Source organism: Pseudomonas sp. G(2018), assembly GCF_005502415.1.
In the GTDB taxonomy this organism is placed as follows: Bacteria; Pseudomonadota; Gammaproteobacteria; order Pseudomonadales; family Pseudomonadaceae; genus Aquipseudomonas.
Map to the genome: position 1 here is coordinate 85464 of NZ_SCOO01000023.1, position 13641 is coordinate 99104.

The 13641-nt window shown below is 60.0% G+C and carries 11 protein-coding genes and 1 pseudogene; 9 read left to right on the plus strand and 3 right to left on the minus strand.

The window, feature by feature from the left end; translation table 11 throughout:
• Positions 1 to 227 precede the first annotated feature (227 nt).
• The 4 genes from FFS64_RS20670 (at position 228) to pabB (ending at position 4822) form a co-directional block, all read left to right on the plus strand.
• Complete coding sequence (locus FFS64_RS20670; RefSeq protein WP_095197277.1) at positions 228 to 764, plus strand: ATP-dependent zinc protease; 537 nt, start codon at positions 228 to 230, stop codon at positions 762 to 764.
• A gap of 5 nt (positions 765 to 769) precedes the next feature.
• A complete protein-coding gene (locus FFS64_RS20675) occupies positions 770 to 2305 on the plus strand; it encodes an inactive transglutaminase family protein (protein WP_137806940.1) in 1536 nt (511 codons plus the stop codon).
• Positions 2305 to 3291 carry an alpha-L-glutamate ligase-like protein gene (locus tag FFS64_RS20680; RefSeq protein ID WP_095197275.1) on the plus strand — a complete coding sequence of 329 codons (987 nt, stop codon included), beginning with the start codon at positions 2305 to 2307 and terminating at the stop codon, positions 3289 to 3291. Before FFS64_RS20675 ends, FFS64_RS20680 begins: the two co-directional genes overlap by 1 nt.
• Positions 3292 to 3478: 187 nt before the next feature.
• Positions 3479 to 4822: an aminodeoxychorismate synthase component I gene (gene pabB, locus FFS64_RS20685; RefSeq protein ID WP_137806941.1), complete on the plus strand. Its 1344-nt coding sequence runs from the start codon at positions 3479 to 3481 to the stop codon at positions 4820 to 4822.
• A gap of 85 nt (positions 4823 to 4907) precedes the next feature.
• On the opposite strand, the gene thrH is transcribed toward pabB, so the two are convergent.
• Positions 4908 to 5525: a bifunctional phosphoserine phosphatase/homoserine phosphotransferase ThrH gene (gene thrH / locus FFS64_RS20690; RefSeq protein ID WP_137806942.1), complete on the minus strand. Its 618-nt coding sequence runs from the start codon at positions 5523 to 5525 to the stop codon at positions 4908 to 4910.
• A 163-nt stretch (positions 5526 to 5688) separates the two neighbouring features.
• Here thrH and FFS64_RS20695 point away from each other — a divergent pair, with 163 nt between their 5' ends.
• From FFS64_RS20695 to FFS64_RS20705, 3 genes are all read left to right on the plus strand, one after another.
• Positions 5689 to 6429, plus strand: a complete 741-nt coding sequence (locus tag FFS64_RS20695; protein ID WP_137806943.1) for a phosphoadenylyl-sulfate reductase — start codon at positions 5689 to 5691, stop codon at positions 6427 to 6429.
• A gap of 571 nt (positions 6430 to 7000) precedes the next feature.
• Positions 7001 to 8542 carry an NCS1 family nucleobase:cation symporter-1 gene (locus FFS64_RS20700; RefSeq protein WP_137806944.1) on the plus strand — a complete coding sequence of 514 codons (1542 nt, stop codon included), beginning with the start codon at positions 7001 to 7003 and terminating at the stop codon, positions 8540 to 8542.
• Between the two features lie 57 nt (positions 8543 to 8599).
• Positions 8600 to 9328, plus strand: a complete 729-nt coding sequence (locus tag FFS64_RS20705; RefSeq protein ID WP_095197270.1) for an aspartate/glutamate racemase family protein — start codon at positions 8600 to 8602, stop codon at positions 9326 to 9328.
• 132 nt (positions 9329 to 9460) lie between these two features.
• Here FFS64_RS20705 and FFS64_RS20710 read toward each other — a convergent pair whose 3' ends face one another.
• A complete protein-coding gene (locus FFS64_RS20710) occupies positions 9461 to 10384 on the minus strand; it encodes a LysR family transcriptional regulator (RefSeq protein ID WP_137806945.1) in 924 nt (307 codons plus the stop codon).
• Between the two features lie 125 nt (positions 10385 to 10509).
• On the opposite strand from FFS64_RS20710, the gene FFS64_RS20715 reads away from it, so the two are divergent.
• Positions 10510 to 11256, plus strand: coding sequence for a 3-oxoacyl-ACP reductase family protein (locus FFS64_RS20715; RefSeq protein ID WP_137806946.1), 747 nt, complete (start codon positions 10510 to 10512; stop codon positions 11254 to 11256).
• A gap of 65 nt (positions 11257 to 11321) precedes the next feature.
• On the opposite strand, the gene FFS64_RS20720 is transcribed toward FFS64_RS20715, so the two are convergent.
• On the minus strand, positions 11322 to 12017 hold the full coding sequence (locus tag FFS64_RS20720; RefSeq protein WP_095197267.1) for an HAD-IA family hydrolase: 696 nt from the start codon (positions 12015 to 12017) through the stop codon (positions 11322 to 11324).
• 245 nt (positions 12018 to 12262) lie between these two features.
• Here FFS64_RS20720 and FFS64_RS20725 point away from each other — a divergent pair.
• Positions 12263 to 13641, plus strand: a pseudogene (locus tag FFS64_RS20725) (type IV secretion protein Rhs); the annotation flags it as partial.

A 13641-nucleotide genomic window follows, 5' to 3' on the forward strand; every position in this document is an offset into this window, starting at 1 on the left:
ATATTGTCGACAATCGTCTAATAACCGCTTGCACCAACACGATGCAGCAGCTCTGGTTATAGCCGCCCGCCAGCGCTGGCGCCATCAAACCACCGTGCTAGAATGCCGCCCGCATTTGTTTGTCACATCTGCACTGTCTGTCATAAATAGCTGATAGGCATACGAGGAGCTTGCGCAGCAATGCCAGGGTCTTGAATCGAAATACGGACCGCTGCGCACCAGGATTTATGAGACTCAAGCCCTTCTCCACATTCCTTTATTTTCTTTGCCTGCCCGGTTTTGCAGTGGCGGGGGAAAAGACTGTGTATGGCCTCAATGAGTACGCGTCGCTGGGCGGCATCGACCTCGAAGTAGCCGCCAAACTCGATACCGGGGCGAAAACCGCTTCCCTGAGTGCCCGCGACATCAAGCGTTTCAAACGCAATGGCGAATCCTGGGTACGCTTCTATCTGGCCATCGACGCCGCCCATTCGCACCCGATCGAACGACCGCTGGCCCGCGTCAGCAAGATCAAGCGCCGCGCCGGTGACTACGATCCGGAAGAAGGCAAGAAGTACACCGCCCGTCCGGTGATCGAACTGGATATCTGCATGGGCTCGGCCTTACGCAGCATCGAAGTGAACCTGACCGACCGTAGCGCGTTCCAATACCCGCTTTTGATCGGCTCCGAAGCGCTCAAACGCTTCGATGCACTGGTCGACCCCAGTCTTAAATACGCTGCCGGCAAACCCGCCTGCGCCACCGACGCTCATACCGCAGAGTAATTCCAATGCGCTCTCTTACCCTTCATCTGAAAATGCTGATCGCCATCCTGGTGGTGCTGGGCATTTCAGTCACGGCCTATCAGATCTTCGTGCTGGGCATTCCCGTGACCGAAGACGCCACCGACGACTTGTGGAACATCGACGCCAAGGTCGAGTTCGTCGCCAGTGCCAAGGACCCGGTCAAGATCCAGATGTTCGTGCCGCCGTTGAGCCGCGACTACGTCAGCCTCAACGAAAGCTTCATCTCCAATAACTATGGGGTGGCGGTCAACCGCGTCGATGGCAACCGCAAGGTCACCTGGTCGGCACGTCGGGCCAAAGGCAACCAGACCCTTTATTACCGCCTGGTGCTGACCAAGCGCTACAGCGCCGAAAAAACCAAGATCAAAGGGCCGACTTTCCGCGACAGCATCGCCATCGAAGGCCCGGAAAAAATCGCCGCCGAAGCCCTGCTCGCGCCGATTCGCCAACACTCGGCCGACGTCGAAACCTTCGTCGGCGAAGCGATCAAGCGTGTCAACAATGTCAACGACGACAACGTGAAGCTGCTGCTGGCAGGCGATCCGTCCACCGCGCAAAAGGCCAGGATCGTTGAACTGGTGCTGTCCATCGCCCATGTGCCGGTGGAAAAGGTCCACACCATTCGCCTGGTGGCCGATCAACCGCAAACCCCGGAACTCTGGTTGCGCAGCTTCAACGGCACCGACTGGCTGTACTTCAATCCGGAAACCGGCGAACAGGGCCTGCCGACCGACCGCCTGCTGTGGTGGACCGGCGATGAAAACCTGATCACCGTCGATGGCGGCAAGAAAGCCACCGTCACCTTCAGCATGAATAACAGCGAAATGAACGCCATTCGCCTGGCCAAGCTGACCGACGAAAACACCGACGCCAACTTCCTCGAATACTCGCTGTACGGCTTGCCGCTGCAAACCCAGCAAACGTTCATGATCATGGTGATGATCCCGATCGGTGTGCTGGTGATCCTGATCCTGCGCAACCTGATCGGCCTGCAGACCCTCGGCACGTTCACCCCGGTGCTGATCGCCCTGGCCTTCCGCGAAACCCAGCTCGGTTTCGGCATCGTGCTGTTCACAATCATCACGGCCCTGGGGCTGTCGCTGCGCTCCTATCTGGAACACCTGAAACTGCAAATGCTGCCGCGGCTGTCGGTGGTGCTGACCTTCGTGGTGGTGTTGATCGCGGCCATCAGCCTGCTCAGCCACAAACTCGGTCTTGAGCGCGGGTTGTCGGTGGCGCTGTTCCCGATGGTGATTCTGACAATGACCATCGAACGCCTGTCGATCACCTGGGAAGAACGTGGCGCCAGCCATGCCATGAAAGTGGCGATCGGCACCCTGTTCGCCGCCACCCTGTCACACCTGATCATGAGCGTGCCGGAACTGGTGTATTTCGTGTTCACCTTCCCGGCGATCCTGCTGATCCTGGTGGCCTTCATGCTGGCGATGGGGCGCTATCGCGGCTACCGCCTGACCGAGCTGGTGCGTTTCAAGGCCTTCCTGAAAAAGGCTGATGCCTGATGTTCGGTTTCTGGAAGACCTGGAAGGCCCTGGAAGCCCGGGGCATCATGGGGATCAATCGGCGCAACGCAGACTATGTGCTCAAGTACAACAAGCGCAGCCTGTACCCGATCGTCGATGACAAGATCATCACCAAGGAACGCGCCATCGCCGCCGGCATCCATGTGCCGGAGTTGTATGGAGTGATCTCTACCGAAAAGGAAATCGACAAGCTCGACGAGATCATCGGCGAACGCAGCGATTTCGTGATCAAACCGGCCCAGGGCGCGGGCGGCGACGGCATCCTGGTGATCGCCGACCGCTTCGAGGGGCGCTATCGCACGGTGTCCGGCAAGATCATCAGTCACGAGGAAATCGAGCATCAGATTTCCAGCATCCTCACCGGGCTGTATTCCCTCGGCGGGCACCGCGACCGGGCGCTGATCGAGTACCGGGTAATTCCGGACCAGATCTTCAAAAGCATCAGCTACGAAGGCGTGCCCGATATCCGCATCATCGTGCTGATGGGTTACCCGGTCATGGCCATGCTGCGCCTGCCGACCCGCCAGTCCGGTGGCAAGGCCAACCTGCACCAGGGCGCCATCGGCGTCGGTGTCGACCTTGCCACCGGCCTGACCCTGCGCGGCACCTGGCTGAACAACATCATCACCAAGCACCCGGACACCACCAACGCAGTGGATGGCGTGCAACTGCCCTACTGGGACGGTTTCATGAAACTCGCCGCCGGTTGCTATGAGTTATGCGGCCTGGGTTACATCGGTGTCGACATGGTGCTCGACCAGGAAAAAGGCCCGCTGATCCTCGAGCTCAACGCCCGACCGGGCTTGAACATCCAGATTGCCAATGATTGCGGCCTGACCTTGCGCACCCATGCGGTCGAGGCGCGGCTGGAAGAGCTGAAAGCTCGCGGCGTGACCGAAACCGTCGAAGAACGCATGGCGTTTGTGCAGGAGATGTTCGGGCATATTCCGCCGGTTGAAGGTTGATCCCTTCCTGTAGGAGCGAGCTTGCTCGCGATGGTCGTCAATGATTACGCGGGTTTCTGAATGCCCACGTTGTTCCGGCGTTTTTCGCGAGCATGCTCGCTCCTACAGGTCATCAATCCCCTCTAGGAGCAATTCCCCGAGGGGACTACAATCGCCACCCCGCCTCGATGGCCGATCCAACCCGCCCATGCTGACCTGTTCCGTACACCCCCTGCCCTATCGCGCCAACCCCGCCGACTATTTCGCGGCCATCCGTCATGCCCCCGGTGCCGTACTGCTCGACAGTGGCCGCCCCAGCGCCGAGCGTGGCCGGTTTGACCTGCTCAGCGCCTGGCCGCTGGAACAACTGACGGTAGCGCCTGACGAACGTGGCGGCAGTTTCCTGCAACGCCTGCGGGATAACCTGACTCGACTGGGTGAAGCATCGTTGCCGGCACCCTATGAGTTGCCGTTCGCGGGCGGCTTGATCGGCTACCTGAGCTACGACTTCGGCCGCCACCTGGAAAATCTGCCACACCAGGCGCAGGACGACCTGCAACTGCCGGATGCACGTTTCGGTCTGTACGACTGGGCGCTGATCAGCGATCACCACCAGGCCACCAGTCAGCTGGTGTTTCACCCGACGCTGGCCGACAGCGAGCGTCAACGCCTGATCCAGCTGTTCAGCCAGCCCGCCGCTGAGGCGGTCGAGTCGTTCACACTGCAAGCGCCCATGAAGCCCGACCTGAGCGTTGATCAGTATCGGCAGGCCATCGAGCGCATTCAGCAATATATCCAGGCCGGTGACTGCTATCAGGTCAACTTCGCCCAGCGTTTCCGCGCCCCCTGCCAGGGTGACCCATGGGCGGCGTATTGCGCGCTGCGGCTGGCGTGCCCGACGCCGTTTTCCGGCTTCCAGCGCTTGCCCGACGGTGGCGCGGTGCTGAGCCTGTCACCTGAGCGTTTTGTCAAAGTCAGCGAAGGTCATGTGGAAACCCGTCCGATCAAAGGCACGCGCCCTCGCGGCCTGACCCCGGCCGAAGATGCGGCCAATGCCGCCGAACTGCTGGCCAGCCCCAAGGATCGTGCGGAAAACCTGATGATCGTCGACCTGCTGCGCAACGACCTCGGTCGCACCTGCCGCACCGGCTCGGTCCGGGTCCCGGAACTGTTCAGCCTGGAAAGCTACCCCAATGTGCATCATCTGGTGAGCAGCGTGACCGGTGAACTGGCAGATGAACGGGACGCATTGGACCTGATCGCCGGCAGCTTCCCCGGCGGCTCGATTACCGGTGCACCGAAGATTCGCGCGATGCAGATCATCGACGAACTGGAGCCGACCCGACGCGGGTTGTATTGCGGCTCACTGCTGTACCTGGACGTACGCGGCGAGATGGACAGCTCCATCGCCATTCGCAGCTTGCTGGTCAAGGATGGGCAGGTGTGTTGCTGGGGTGGTGGCGGGATCGTCGCCGATTCCGAGTGGCAGGCGGAGTATCAGGAGTCGATCACCAAGGTGAAGGTACTGCTCGATACATTACAGAGCCTTTAACAGCATCGCGGGCAAGCCCGCTTCCACAGGGCAAACGTAATACCTGTGGGAGCGGGCTTGCCCGCGAAAGCGTCCTCCTGGACGACTACAGACTCAAGGTACGGTTCGACGCCTTGATGAACTCCTGCTTCAACGCTTCAAACGTATGCACCGCCGGAAACTGCGGGAACTCGCGAATCACATTTTCCGGCGCGTGGAACAGAATCCCCGCATCCGCCTCACCCAGCATCGTGGTGTCGTTATAGGAATCCCCCGCCGCAATCACTCGGTAGTACAGGCTCTTGAATGCCAATACTGACTGACGCTTGGGATCTTTCTGACGCAACTGATAGCCAGTGACCCGCCCGGTATCGTCGGTAATCAGGCGATGGCAGAGCAAAGTCGGGAAGCCCAGTTGACGCATTAGCGGCTGGGAAAACTCGTAGAAGGTGTCCGACAGAATCACCACCTGGAAACGCTCGCGCAGCCAACCGACGAACTCGGCCGCGCCATCCAGCGGCTTGAGCGTAGCGATCACTTCCTGGATATCGGCGAGTTTCAGACCGTGTTCGTCGAGAATCCGCAGGCGCTGCTTCATCAACACGTCGTAGTCGGGAATGTCCCGGGTAGTGGCCCGGAGGGATTCGATCCCGGTTTTTTCGGCAAACGCGATCCAGATTTCCGGGACCAGCACACCTTCAAGATCCAGACAGGCAATTTCCACAAGACACTCCCATTTGTATTGTTTATTGAGTCGAGCGAGCCCGAACTCTAGCGGCTCCACCCCCACCGCGCAACGCAGAGGACGCCCCGGCCGGCGCAGCTTTTTGTTACCATCGACCCCATATAGAGCGCCCAGCGCCACCGACCTGTAGGAAGCCGCCCTGATGAGCCCAACGTTCGACGTCGTGGAACTCGCCACGACCTATGCCAACAAATCTGCCCAGGACATCCTGAAACTCGCGTTCGCCGAGTTCGGCGATGACCTGTGGATATCTTTCAGCGGCGCCGAAGACGTGGTGCTGGTGGACATGGCCTGGAAGCTGAACAAGAACGTCAAGGTGTTCAGCCTCGACACCGGTCGCTTGCACCCCGAGACCTACCGTTTCATCGATCAGGTGCGCGAGTACTACAAGATCGACATCGAACTGGTGTCGCCGGACTACACCAAACTTGAACCGTTCGTGAAGGAGAAGGGCCTGTTCAGTTTTTATAAGGACGGCCATGGCGAATGCTGCGGCATCCGCAAGATCGAGCCGCTGCGCCGCAAGCTGTCCGGCGTGAAAGCCTGGGCCACCGGCCAACGCCGTGACCAGAGCCCGGGCACCCGCAGTGCCGTCGCGGTGATGGAAATCGACACCGCGTTCTCCACCCCGGAGCGCACCCTGTACAAATTCAACCCCCTGGCGCAAATGACCAGCGAAGAGATCTGGGGTTACATCCGCATGCTGGAGCTGCCGTACAACAGCCTGCATGAGCGCGGTTTCATCAGCATCGGTTGCGAACCCTGCACCCGCCCGGTGCTGCCGAACCAGCACGAGCGTGAAGGGCGTTGGTGGTGGGAGGAAGCGACGCAGAAAGAATGCGGACTGCATGCGGGGAATATCATCAGCAAGTCCAAGGCCTGATCCGAAACCTAGTGATATCCAATGTGGGAGCGGGCTTGCCCGCGATGACGATCTCTCAGTCACATTGATGTTGAATGTACCGACGCTATCGCGGGCAAGCCCGCTCCCACAGATTTGATTGATTCGCCTTAAAATGTGTACACACGAATGTCACCGTCGGTGCCATTTATGTGTGCACTTTTTGTTTCTGCGCACCCAAAAGTTACATTTCCCCGCCTGACTTGCGTTGCTTCGCGCGCCTGAAAATCCATCCGCAAAAATAAATACCTGCGCAATCGGTCAGCTTATATCGCCCGTTTTTCAGCGCCTTAGCGCCTTTTGATAACCAAACGAAATGAGCAACGAAATCCATAGATTCAGGACTGGCACAGATCTGGCTTAAGTGCATACATGTTTTGTATACAATAACCTCAAAACATAAAAACACTTTAGATCCGCAAGCCTGAAGCGCCCTATCCCGTACAGGCTGCAGATGCCCCGTAACCAATGATATTCGCCACCCGCGACGAAGATTTGTCGAGCCAACGCTCATGCACAGTCATCGCGGGTCGAGCATCAGGAGCCTGCCGGAATGCGTACAAGCCTCTCCAACAACAATATTGCGCTGGATCTGCCCTCCTCCCCTTCCACTCAAACCACCGGTGATCACACCCTGCAATGCCCCGTGTTACTCAGCCCACGCTTGCATAACAAGGACCTGGCGCCGACCAAGGCTGAAGGTCGACGCTGGGGCAAATACAGCATCTTCGCCCTGTGGACCAACGACGTTCACAACATTGCCAATTACTCGTTCGCCATCGGCCTCTATGCCCTGGGCCTGGGCGGCTGGCAGATTCTGCTGTCGCTGGGGATCGGCGCGGCGCTGGTGTATTGCTTCATGAATCTGTCCGGGTACATGGGACAAAAGACCGGTGTGCCGTTTCCAGTCATCAGCCGGATCAGTTTCGGCATCCACGGTGCGCAAATTCCTGCATTGATCCGCGCCGTTATCGCCATCGCCTGGTTCGGCATTCAGACGTACCTGGCCTCGGTGGTCTTTCGTGTCTTGCTGACCGCCATCCATCCCGGATTCGCCGACTATGACCATGACTCGATCCTCGGTTTGTCGACCCTGGGCTGGGTGTGTTTTGTCGCGATCTGGTTCGTGCAACTGGCGATCCTCGCCTATGGGATGGAAATGGTGCGACGTTACGAGGCGTTTGCCGGGCCGGTGATTCTGCTGACCGTCGCCGCCCTCGCCGGGTGGATGTACTTCCAGGCCAACGCGACCATCGCCTGGTCGATCCGCGAACCGCTGACCGGCGCTGAGATGTGGCGCAATATCTTTGCCGGCGGCGCACTGTGGCTGGCGATCTACGGCACCCTGATCCTCAACTTCTGCGACTTTGCCCGCTCTTCGCCGTGCCGCAAGACCATCAAGATCGGAAATTTCTGGGGCCTGCCGGTGAACATTCTGGTGTTTGCCGCCATTACCGTCCTGCTGTGTGGTGCGCAATTTCAGATCAATGGCCACATTATTGAAAGCCCTACCGAAATCATCGCCTCGATCCCCAACACCTTCTTTCTGGTCCTCGGTTGCCTGGCATTCCTGATCGTCACCGTGGCGGTCAACATCATGGCCAACTTCGTTGCCCCGGCCTTCGTACTCAGCAACCTGGCGCCCAAGTACCTGACGTTCCGCCGCGCCGGCCTGATCAGTGCTGCCATTGCCGTACTGATCCTGCCGTGGAACCTCTACAACAGCCCGCTGGTGATCGTGTACTTCCTCTCCGGTCTCGGCGCCCTGCTCGGCCCGTTGTATGGCGTGATCATGGTCGACTACTGGCTTGTACGAAAAGGCCGGATCAACGTGCCGCAGTTGTACAGCGAAGACCCGAACGGTGCTTATTACTACAGCCGCGGAGTCAATTTGCGCGCCGTGGCGGCGTTCATTCCCGCCGCCTTGATCGCCATCGTCCTGGCGCTGGTACCTGGTTTCGACAGCGTGTCGCCGTTTTCCTGGCTGATCGGTGCCGGCATTGCCGGAATGCTCTATCTGATCATTGCCAAACGCCAACCTCACTACGCCGACGTCAGTGGTGAATCCATCGCCGTCGACAACGTCAGCCACTGATCCCGACGCGGCCCGGCAGCGTCGGGCCGCAGAACTACCCCGTTATAAGGACTTCCCATGCGAATTCTCGTGGTTAACGTCAACACCACCGAATCCATCACCCAGGCCATCGCCCGTTCGGCGCAGGCCGTTGCTTCCCCCGGCACGGAAATCGTCGGCCTGACGCCGCACTTCGGTGCCGACTCCGTCGAAGGCAACTTCGAAAGCTACCTGGCCGCCATTGCCGTCATGGACCGAGTGATGTCCTACGACCAACCCTTCGATGCGGTGATCCAGGCCGGTTATGGCGAACACGGCCGCGAAGGCCTGCAGGAACTGCTCAACGTGCCGGTGGTGGACATCACCGACGCGGCGGCGAGTACCGCGATGTTTCTCGGCCACGCCTATTCGGTGGTCACCACCCTCGATCGCACCGTGCCGCTGATCGAAGATCGCCTGAAACTGTCCGGGCTTTGGGATCGTTGCGCGTCAGTGCGGGCCAGTGGATTGGCGGTACTGGAACTGGAGCATGAACCGCAACGCGCGCTGGAGGCCATCGTGCATCAGGCCGAACTGGCAGTGACCCAGGACAAGGCCGAGGTGATCTGCTTGGGCTGCGGCGGCATGGCCGGGCTGGATGAGCAGATTCGCCGACGCACCGGCGTGCCGGTAGTGGATGGCGTGACGGCGGCTGTGACCATTGCCGAATCGCTGGTGCGGTTGGGGTTGTCCACTTCCAAGGTGCGGACGTATGCGACACCGCGGCCGAAGAACATCATTGGCTGGCCGGGGCGGTTTGCCCGATAGATCGCGTTATCGTTCTTCGCGGGCAAGCCACGCTCCCACAGGATTTGCGTCGTACCACGATGCGGTGAACGACGCTGACCCTGTGGGAGCGTGGCTTGCCCGCGATGGGAGCACCTCGATTCAAAGACGTGTTCAGATGGCACTGAACCGCCGCCCCAACCCCTGCTCTGCAAACTGCTCAATAATGAAATCGACAAACGCCCGGGTCTTGCCCGGCAGCAGTTTGTGCTCGGCATAATAGATCGAGATATTGCCGTCATCGACATACCAGTCCGGCAGCACCCGCTGCAATGTCCCCGCCTGCAGATAACCCACGGCGAACGGCATGCTCACCAGCGCAATGCCCAGGCCCTGGGTCGCCGTGGCGCAGGCTGCTTCCGAATCGCTCATGGTCATCCGCGCTTTCAGGATCAAGGGACTGTGCTGCTGGCTGCGGCTGGTCAACTGCCAGGAACGCACGCGGCCCGTCTGCGGTGAGCGAATCAGGATGCCTTCGTGCTGCTTGAGATCGTCCGGCTCATTGATCGTCTCACGCGCCGCAAGATAGTCGGTAGAAGCCACCAACACACGATGGGCCGGCGTCAGTTTGCGCGCCACCACGCCTTGGGGCAGTTCGAACCCGCCACCAATGGCGGCGTCGAAGCCCTGGCCGATCAAGTCAACCTGACGATTATCGAAATGCCAGTCCGGGTTGATTGCCGGAAAGCGCCGCAAAAACTCCCCAAGCAGCGGCACGATGTACAAGCGCCCGAACACCGTGCCCATGCTGACTTTCAACGTCCCCGCCGGACGCCCCTCGGCGCTGGCAAGGTTGGCCACGGCATTCTGGATCGTGTGCAAACTGGCACTGACTTCGCCGAGAAACACCTGGCCGGCCTCCGTCAACGTCAGGCTGCGGGTGCTGCGCTGGAACAACCGTACCCCCAGTCGCGCCTCAAGCTTGGCAACGCTTTTGCCCACCGCCGCCGGGGTCAGGCTCAAGCGCCGGGCGGCTTCGGCGAAGCTGCCGACCTCGGCGCTGCGAACAAAGCATTCGATACTGCTGAAGGTTTCCATAGGCGCCACTATAAACTTCTGGTTTACACAGACTATCGCAATTACCGTCTACACAGCATGCAATCGGATATCGATACTAGGCTCCATCAACCGGGACATCCTGCCTCGGGACTTTGGAGATCGATATGACTACTCAGAACCTCAGCGGCAAAGTGGCATTGATTCAAGGCGGCTCCCGCGGTATCGGCGCTGCCATCGTCAAACGTCTGGCCGCTGAAGGCGCGACTGTTGCCTTTACCTACGTCAGCTCCACGGCCAAGGCCGAAGCACTGCAGAACAGCATCATCGCCGACGGCGGCAAAGCCCTGGCCGTCAAGGCTGACAGCGCCGACGCCGAAGCCATCCGCAACGCCGTGAACGCGACGGTGGAAACCTTCGGTCGACTGGACATCCTGGTCAACAACGCCGGCGTGCTGGCCGTCGCCCCACTGGAAGATTTCAAACTCGAAGATTTCGACCAGACCCTGGCCATCAACGTCCGCAGCGTGTTCATCGCCACCCAGGCCGCCGCCCGCCATATGACCGAGGGTGGTCGAATCATCAACATCGGCAGCACCAACGCCGACCGCATGCCCTTCGCCGGTGGCGGCCCCTACGCCATGAGCAAGTCGGCGCTGGTCGGCCTGACCAAGGGCCTGGCCCGCGACCTCGGCCCGAAAGGCATCACCATCAACAATGTGCAACCCGGTCCGGTCGATACCGACATGAACCCGGCCGAAGGTGATTTCGCCGACAGCCTGATCCCGCTGATGGCCGTCGGGCGTTACGGCAAAGTTGAAGAAATCGCCAGTTTCGTTGCCTACCTCGTCAGTCCCGAGGCTGGTTACATCACCGGTGCGAGCCTGACTATCGATGGTGGCTTCGGCGCCTGATAAAGGTCAGCCAACCACAACCCCTGTGGGAGCGAACCTGCTCGCTCCCACAGGGGGGACTTATGTCAGGTCCAATCGAGCGCAGGCAAGCCACAGGCACTCGGCCTGAACGCCTTGAGCGTACGAAGAATCCCATCGGCGTGCGCGTACTTTTCATCAGCCATTGCCGCATCCGGAATGGCAATCGCCGTCATCCCCGCCGCCTTCGCCGCCGTGACACCAAACGGCGAATCCTCGAACACCAGGCAATCCTGCGGTGCGACACCCAGGCGTCGCGCCGCCGTCAGGAAGATATCCGGTGCCGGTTTGGCCGCGCCGACTTCCGGATCGTCAGCGGTGACGATGGTGTCGAACAGCGCGAACCAGTCCCGATGCAAGGTGGTTTTCTGACCAAACGACTGGCTCGACGAACTGGTACCCACCGCGATGGGAATGTTGTTGGCCTTGAGATGCCGCACCAGCTCCTGTGCGCCAGGCATCGCCTGTGCGGTAGCAAAACGTTCGCGCATCAGCGGTTCGCGGATCACCAGAAACTCTTCGGCGCTGATCGGCAGATCAAGCGCCTCGACCACGTAACGCGCCAGGTCCCCGGCGCCACGACCGATGATGTTCTGCTTGATGCTCCAGTCGAATGTCCGCCCGTAACGACCCGCAATGATGGACGTGACCTCGGTGTAAATGCCCTCGGTGTCCAGCAGCAAGCCGTCCATATCGAAAATCACGGCCTTGATCGGGCCGAACTCATTGAGCGCTGCATTCATCGCATCTGATCCGTTTTCAATGACATCCCAGGCGGCTCGGGTGCGGCCGGCTCAGTGACTGATTAAAGGTTTCAGCAGCATAGCGAGCGCGGTTGGCATAGAGCAACGGGCAAAACCCGAGCGCTCTCGATGCGGTACCGATGATTTAACGAATCGCCCTACACGAAACACCTCCTTTCCCGACTTCTTTCCTGATTGATCCGCTGCAGAGTTTCGCGCTCCTTCATTCGAGCGAAACACTGCGCATGTTCGATCCTGACAAGCTGCTGGCCCTGAACAACACCATCGGCTTGCTGGTGGTCGCCGCGATGAACCCGGAGCAGCCGGACGTCGAAGCGCTGTTCGGTGATTTTCGCCTCTGTCTCAACAACTACGAAGCCTGGGCGGAGAGCTTCTGGACCGGCGGCGCACTGGATGTCGAGCAGGTGTTCAAGGTCGGCAACGACGTTCGCCTCAGCGCACCGAAGCATTCCACCGCCCCCGTCAGTTCCACCGTCGCCCAGTGCCCCGCCAGCGGACCGCTGACCCTGGTGCATCTGTTTGAAGCCGCACGCTTCATACCAATCGGCAATACACCCGTCGTGCTCGAACCGCTGATTTCCGAAGGCCCGGACGGGCCAGTGTTTGGCGCACCGATACACGAAACCATCGGCCCCAGCGGCATCCTCGAAATCTCCGATTGCTGGCGTGGCAATCGTTATCGCATCACCTTTTTTCCCAACGTCACCACCGATCACGTCAAGGCCCTGTATGCCTCTTACGCAGGCGTCGTCAGTGAGCTGGAAGGCTGGCTGCGCGATGAGTGGGCGAGCGAGTTTCAACCGCTGTGGGACGGGTTTTCCAAGGCTGACTTCATTGAACGCTACGGCCTGCTGCGACAGGCCGATTGGCGGGGTGTCGAGCACGCGTTGCACGGTTTATGGGACGACGTGAAGCAGCTCTACGCCCTGGTCGCCGACCTGCAGGCCAACAGCGCAAAACTCCTTGAATACCTGACCGAGGCGGAACTTGAGGCGCTGCTGGCGGCTTCGTCCGAGTCCATCGCCAATCTGTTGCTGGTGCTGAGCGACGAGCCCTTGATGTTCATCCATCTGGCCGCCTTCACCAGTTGGTTGAAGCTTTTGCCGCCGCAGTACATCGCCGAAGTCGTGGCGGAAGTTCGTACAGAGTTGCTGATCAGTTTCCTGCTGGTGTGCTTGACCGGTCCTACAGGCCTGAAGCTCGGCATCAGCGCCAAAGTACTCAACAAAATGAAGTCCGAGCGCGCCAGACGCTGGCTGGCCGCGGCGGGTTTGCGGCTGGCGGAGCTGACGAGTCGCTCCGATCTGAGCGCTCACGCGGGCGTACTCAAGCCATTGTCGGTGAATGCCCGGAAGGCACCGTTAAAGCCTGCACCCGCCATTCCATTGCAGATCAGCACGGCGGGATCGACCGATCTTTTGGTCAATAATCCGGTCGCCATTGCCCGTAACAAATCTGCTGCCACGACGCGTTTGAGCCGGCAGGAACCTCACGACGACGCGCCGAAACAGGCGAAAAACCCCAACGGCGACAGCGCCGACACCGCCGCCCACACCGCCACCCACGGCTGCCCGGTGTCGCTGGTCAGCGGCGAGGAACTGCT

What these genes read in the sequence shown, in the direction of transcription:
- FFS64_RS20695 (WP_137806943.1), top strand. Translation starts at nt 5,689, where the DNA reads ATGAGCCCAACGTTCGACGTCGTGGAACTCGCCACGACCTATGCCAAC.
- FFS64_RS20715 (WP_137806946.1), top strand. Translation starts at nt 10,510, where the DNA reads ATGACTACTCAGAACCTCAGCGGCAAAGTGGCATTGATTCAAGGCGGC.
- FFS64_RS20700 (WP_137806944.1), top strand. Translation starts at nt 7,001, where the DNA reads ATGCGTACAAGCCTCTCCAACAACAATATTGCGCTGGATCTGCCCTCC.
- FFS64_RS20675 (WP_137806940.1), top strand. Translation starts at nt 770, where the DNA reads ATGCGCTCTCTTACCCTTCATCTGAAAATGCTGATCGCCATCCTGGTG.
- FFS64_RS20720 (WP_095197267.1), bottom strand. Translation starts at nt 12,017, where the DNA reads ATGAATGCAGCGCTCAATGAGTTCGGCCCGATCAAGGCCGTGATTTTC.
- pabB (WP_137806941.1), top strand. Translation starts at nt 3,479, where the DNA reads ATGCTGACCTGTTCCGTACACCCCCTGCCCTATCGCGCCAACCCCGCC.
- FFS64_RS20710 (WP_137806945.1), bottom strand. Translation starts at nt 10,384, where the DNA reads ATGGAAACCTTCAGCAGTATCGAATGCTTTGTTCGCAGCGCCGAGGTC.
- FFS64_RS20705 (WP_095197270.1), top strand. Translation starts at nt 8,600, where the DNA reads ATGCGAATTCTCGTGGTTAACGTCAACACCACCGAATCCATCACCCAG.
- FFS64_RS20670 (WP_095197277.1), top strand. Translation starts at nt 228, where the DNA reads ATGAGACTCAAGCCCTTCTCCACATTCCTTTATTTTCTTTGCCTGCCC.
- FFS64_RS20680 (WP_095197275.1), top strand. Translation starts at nt 2,305, where the DNA reads ATGTTCGGTTTCTGGAAGACCTGGAAGGCCCTGGAAGCCCGGGGCATC.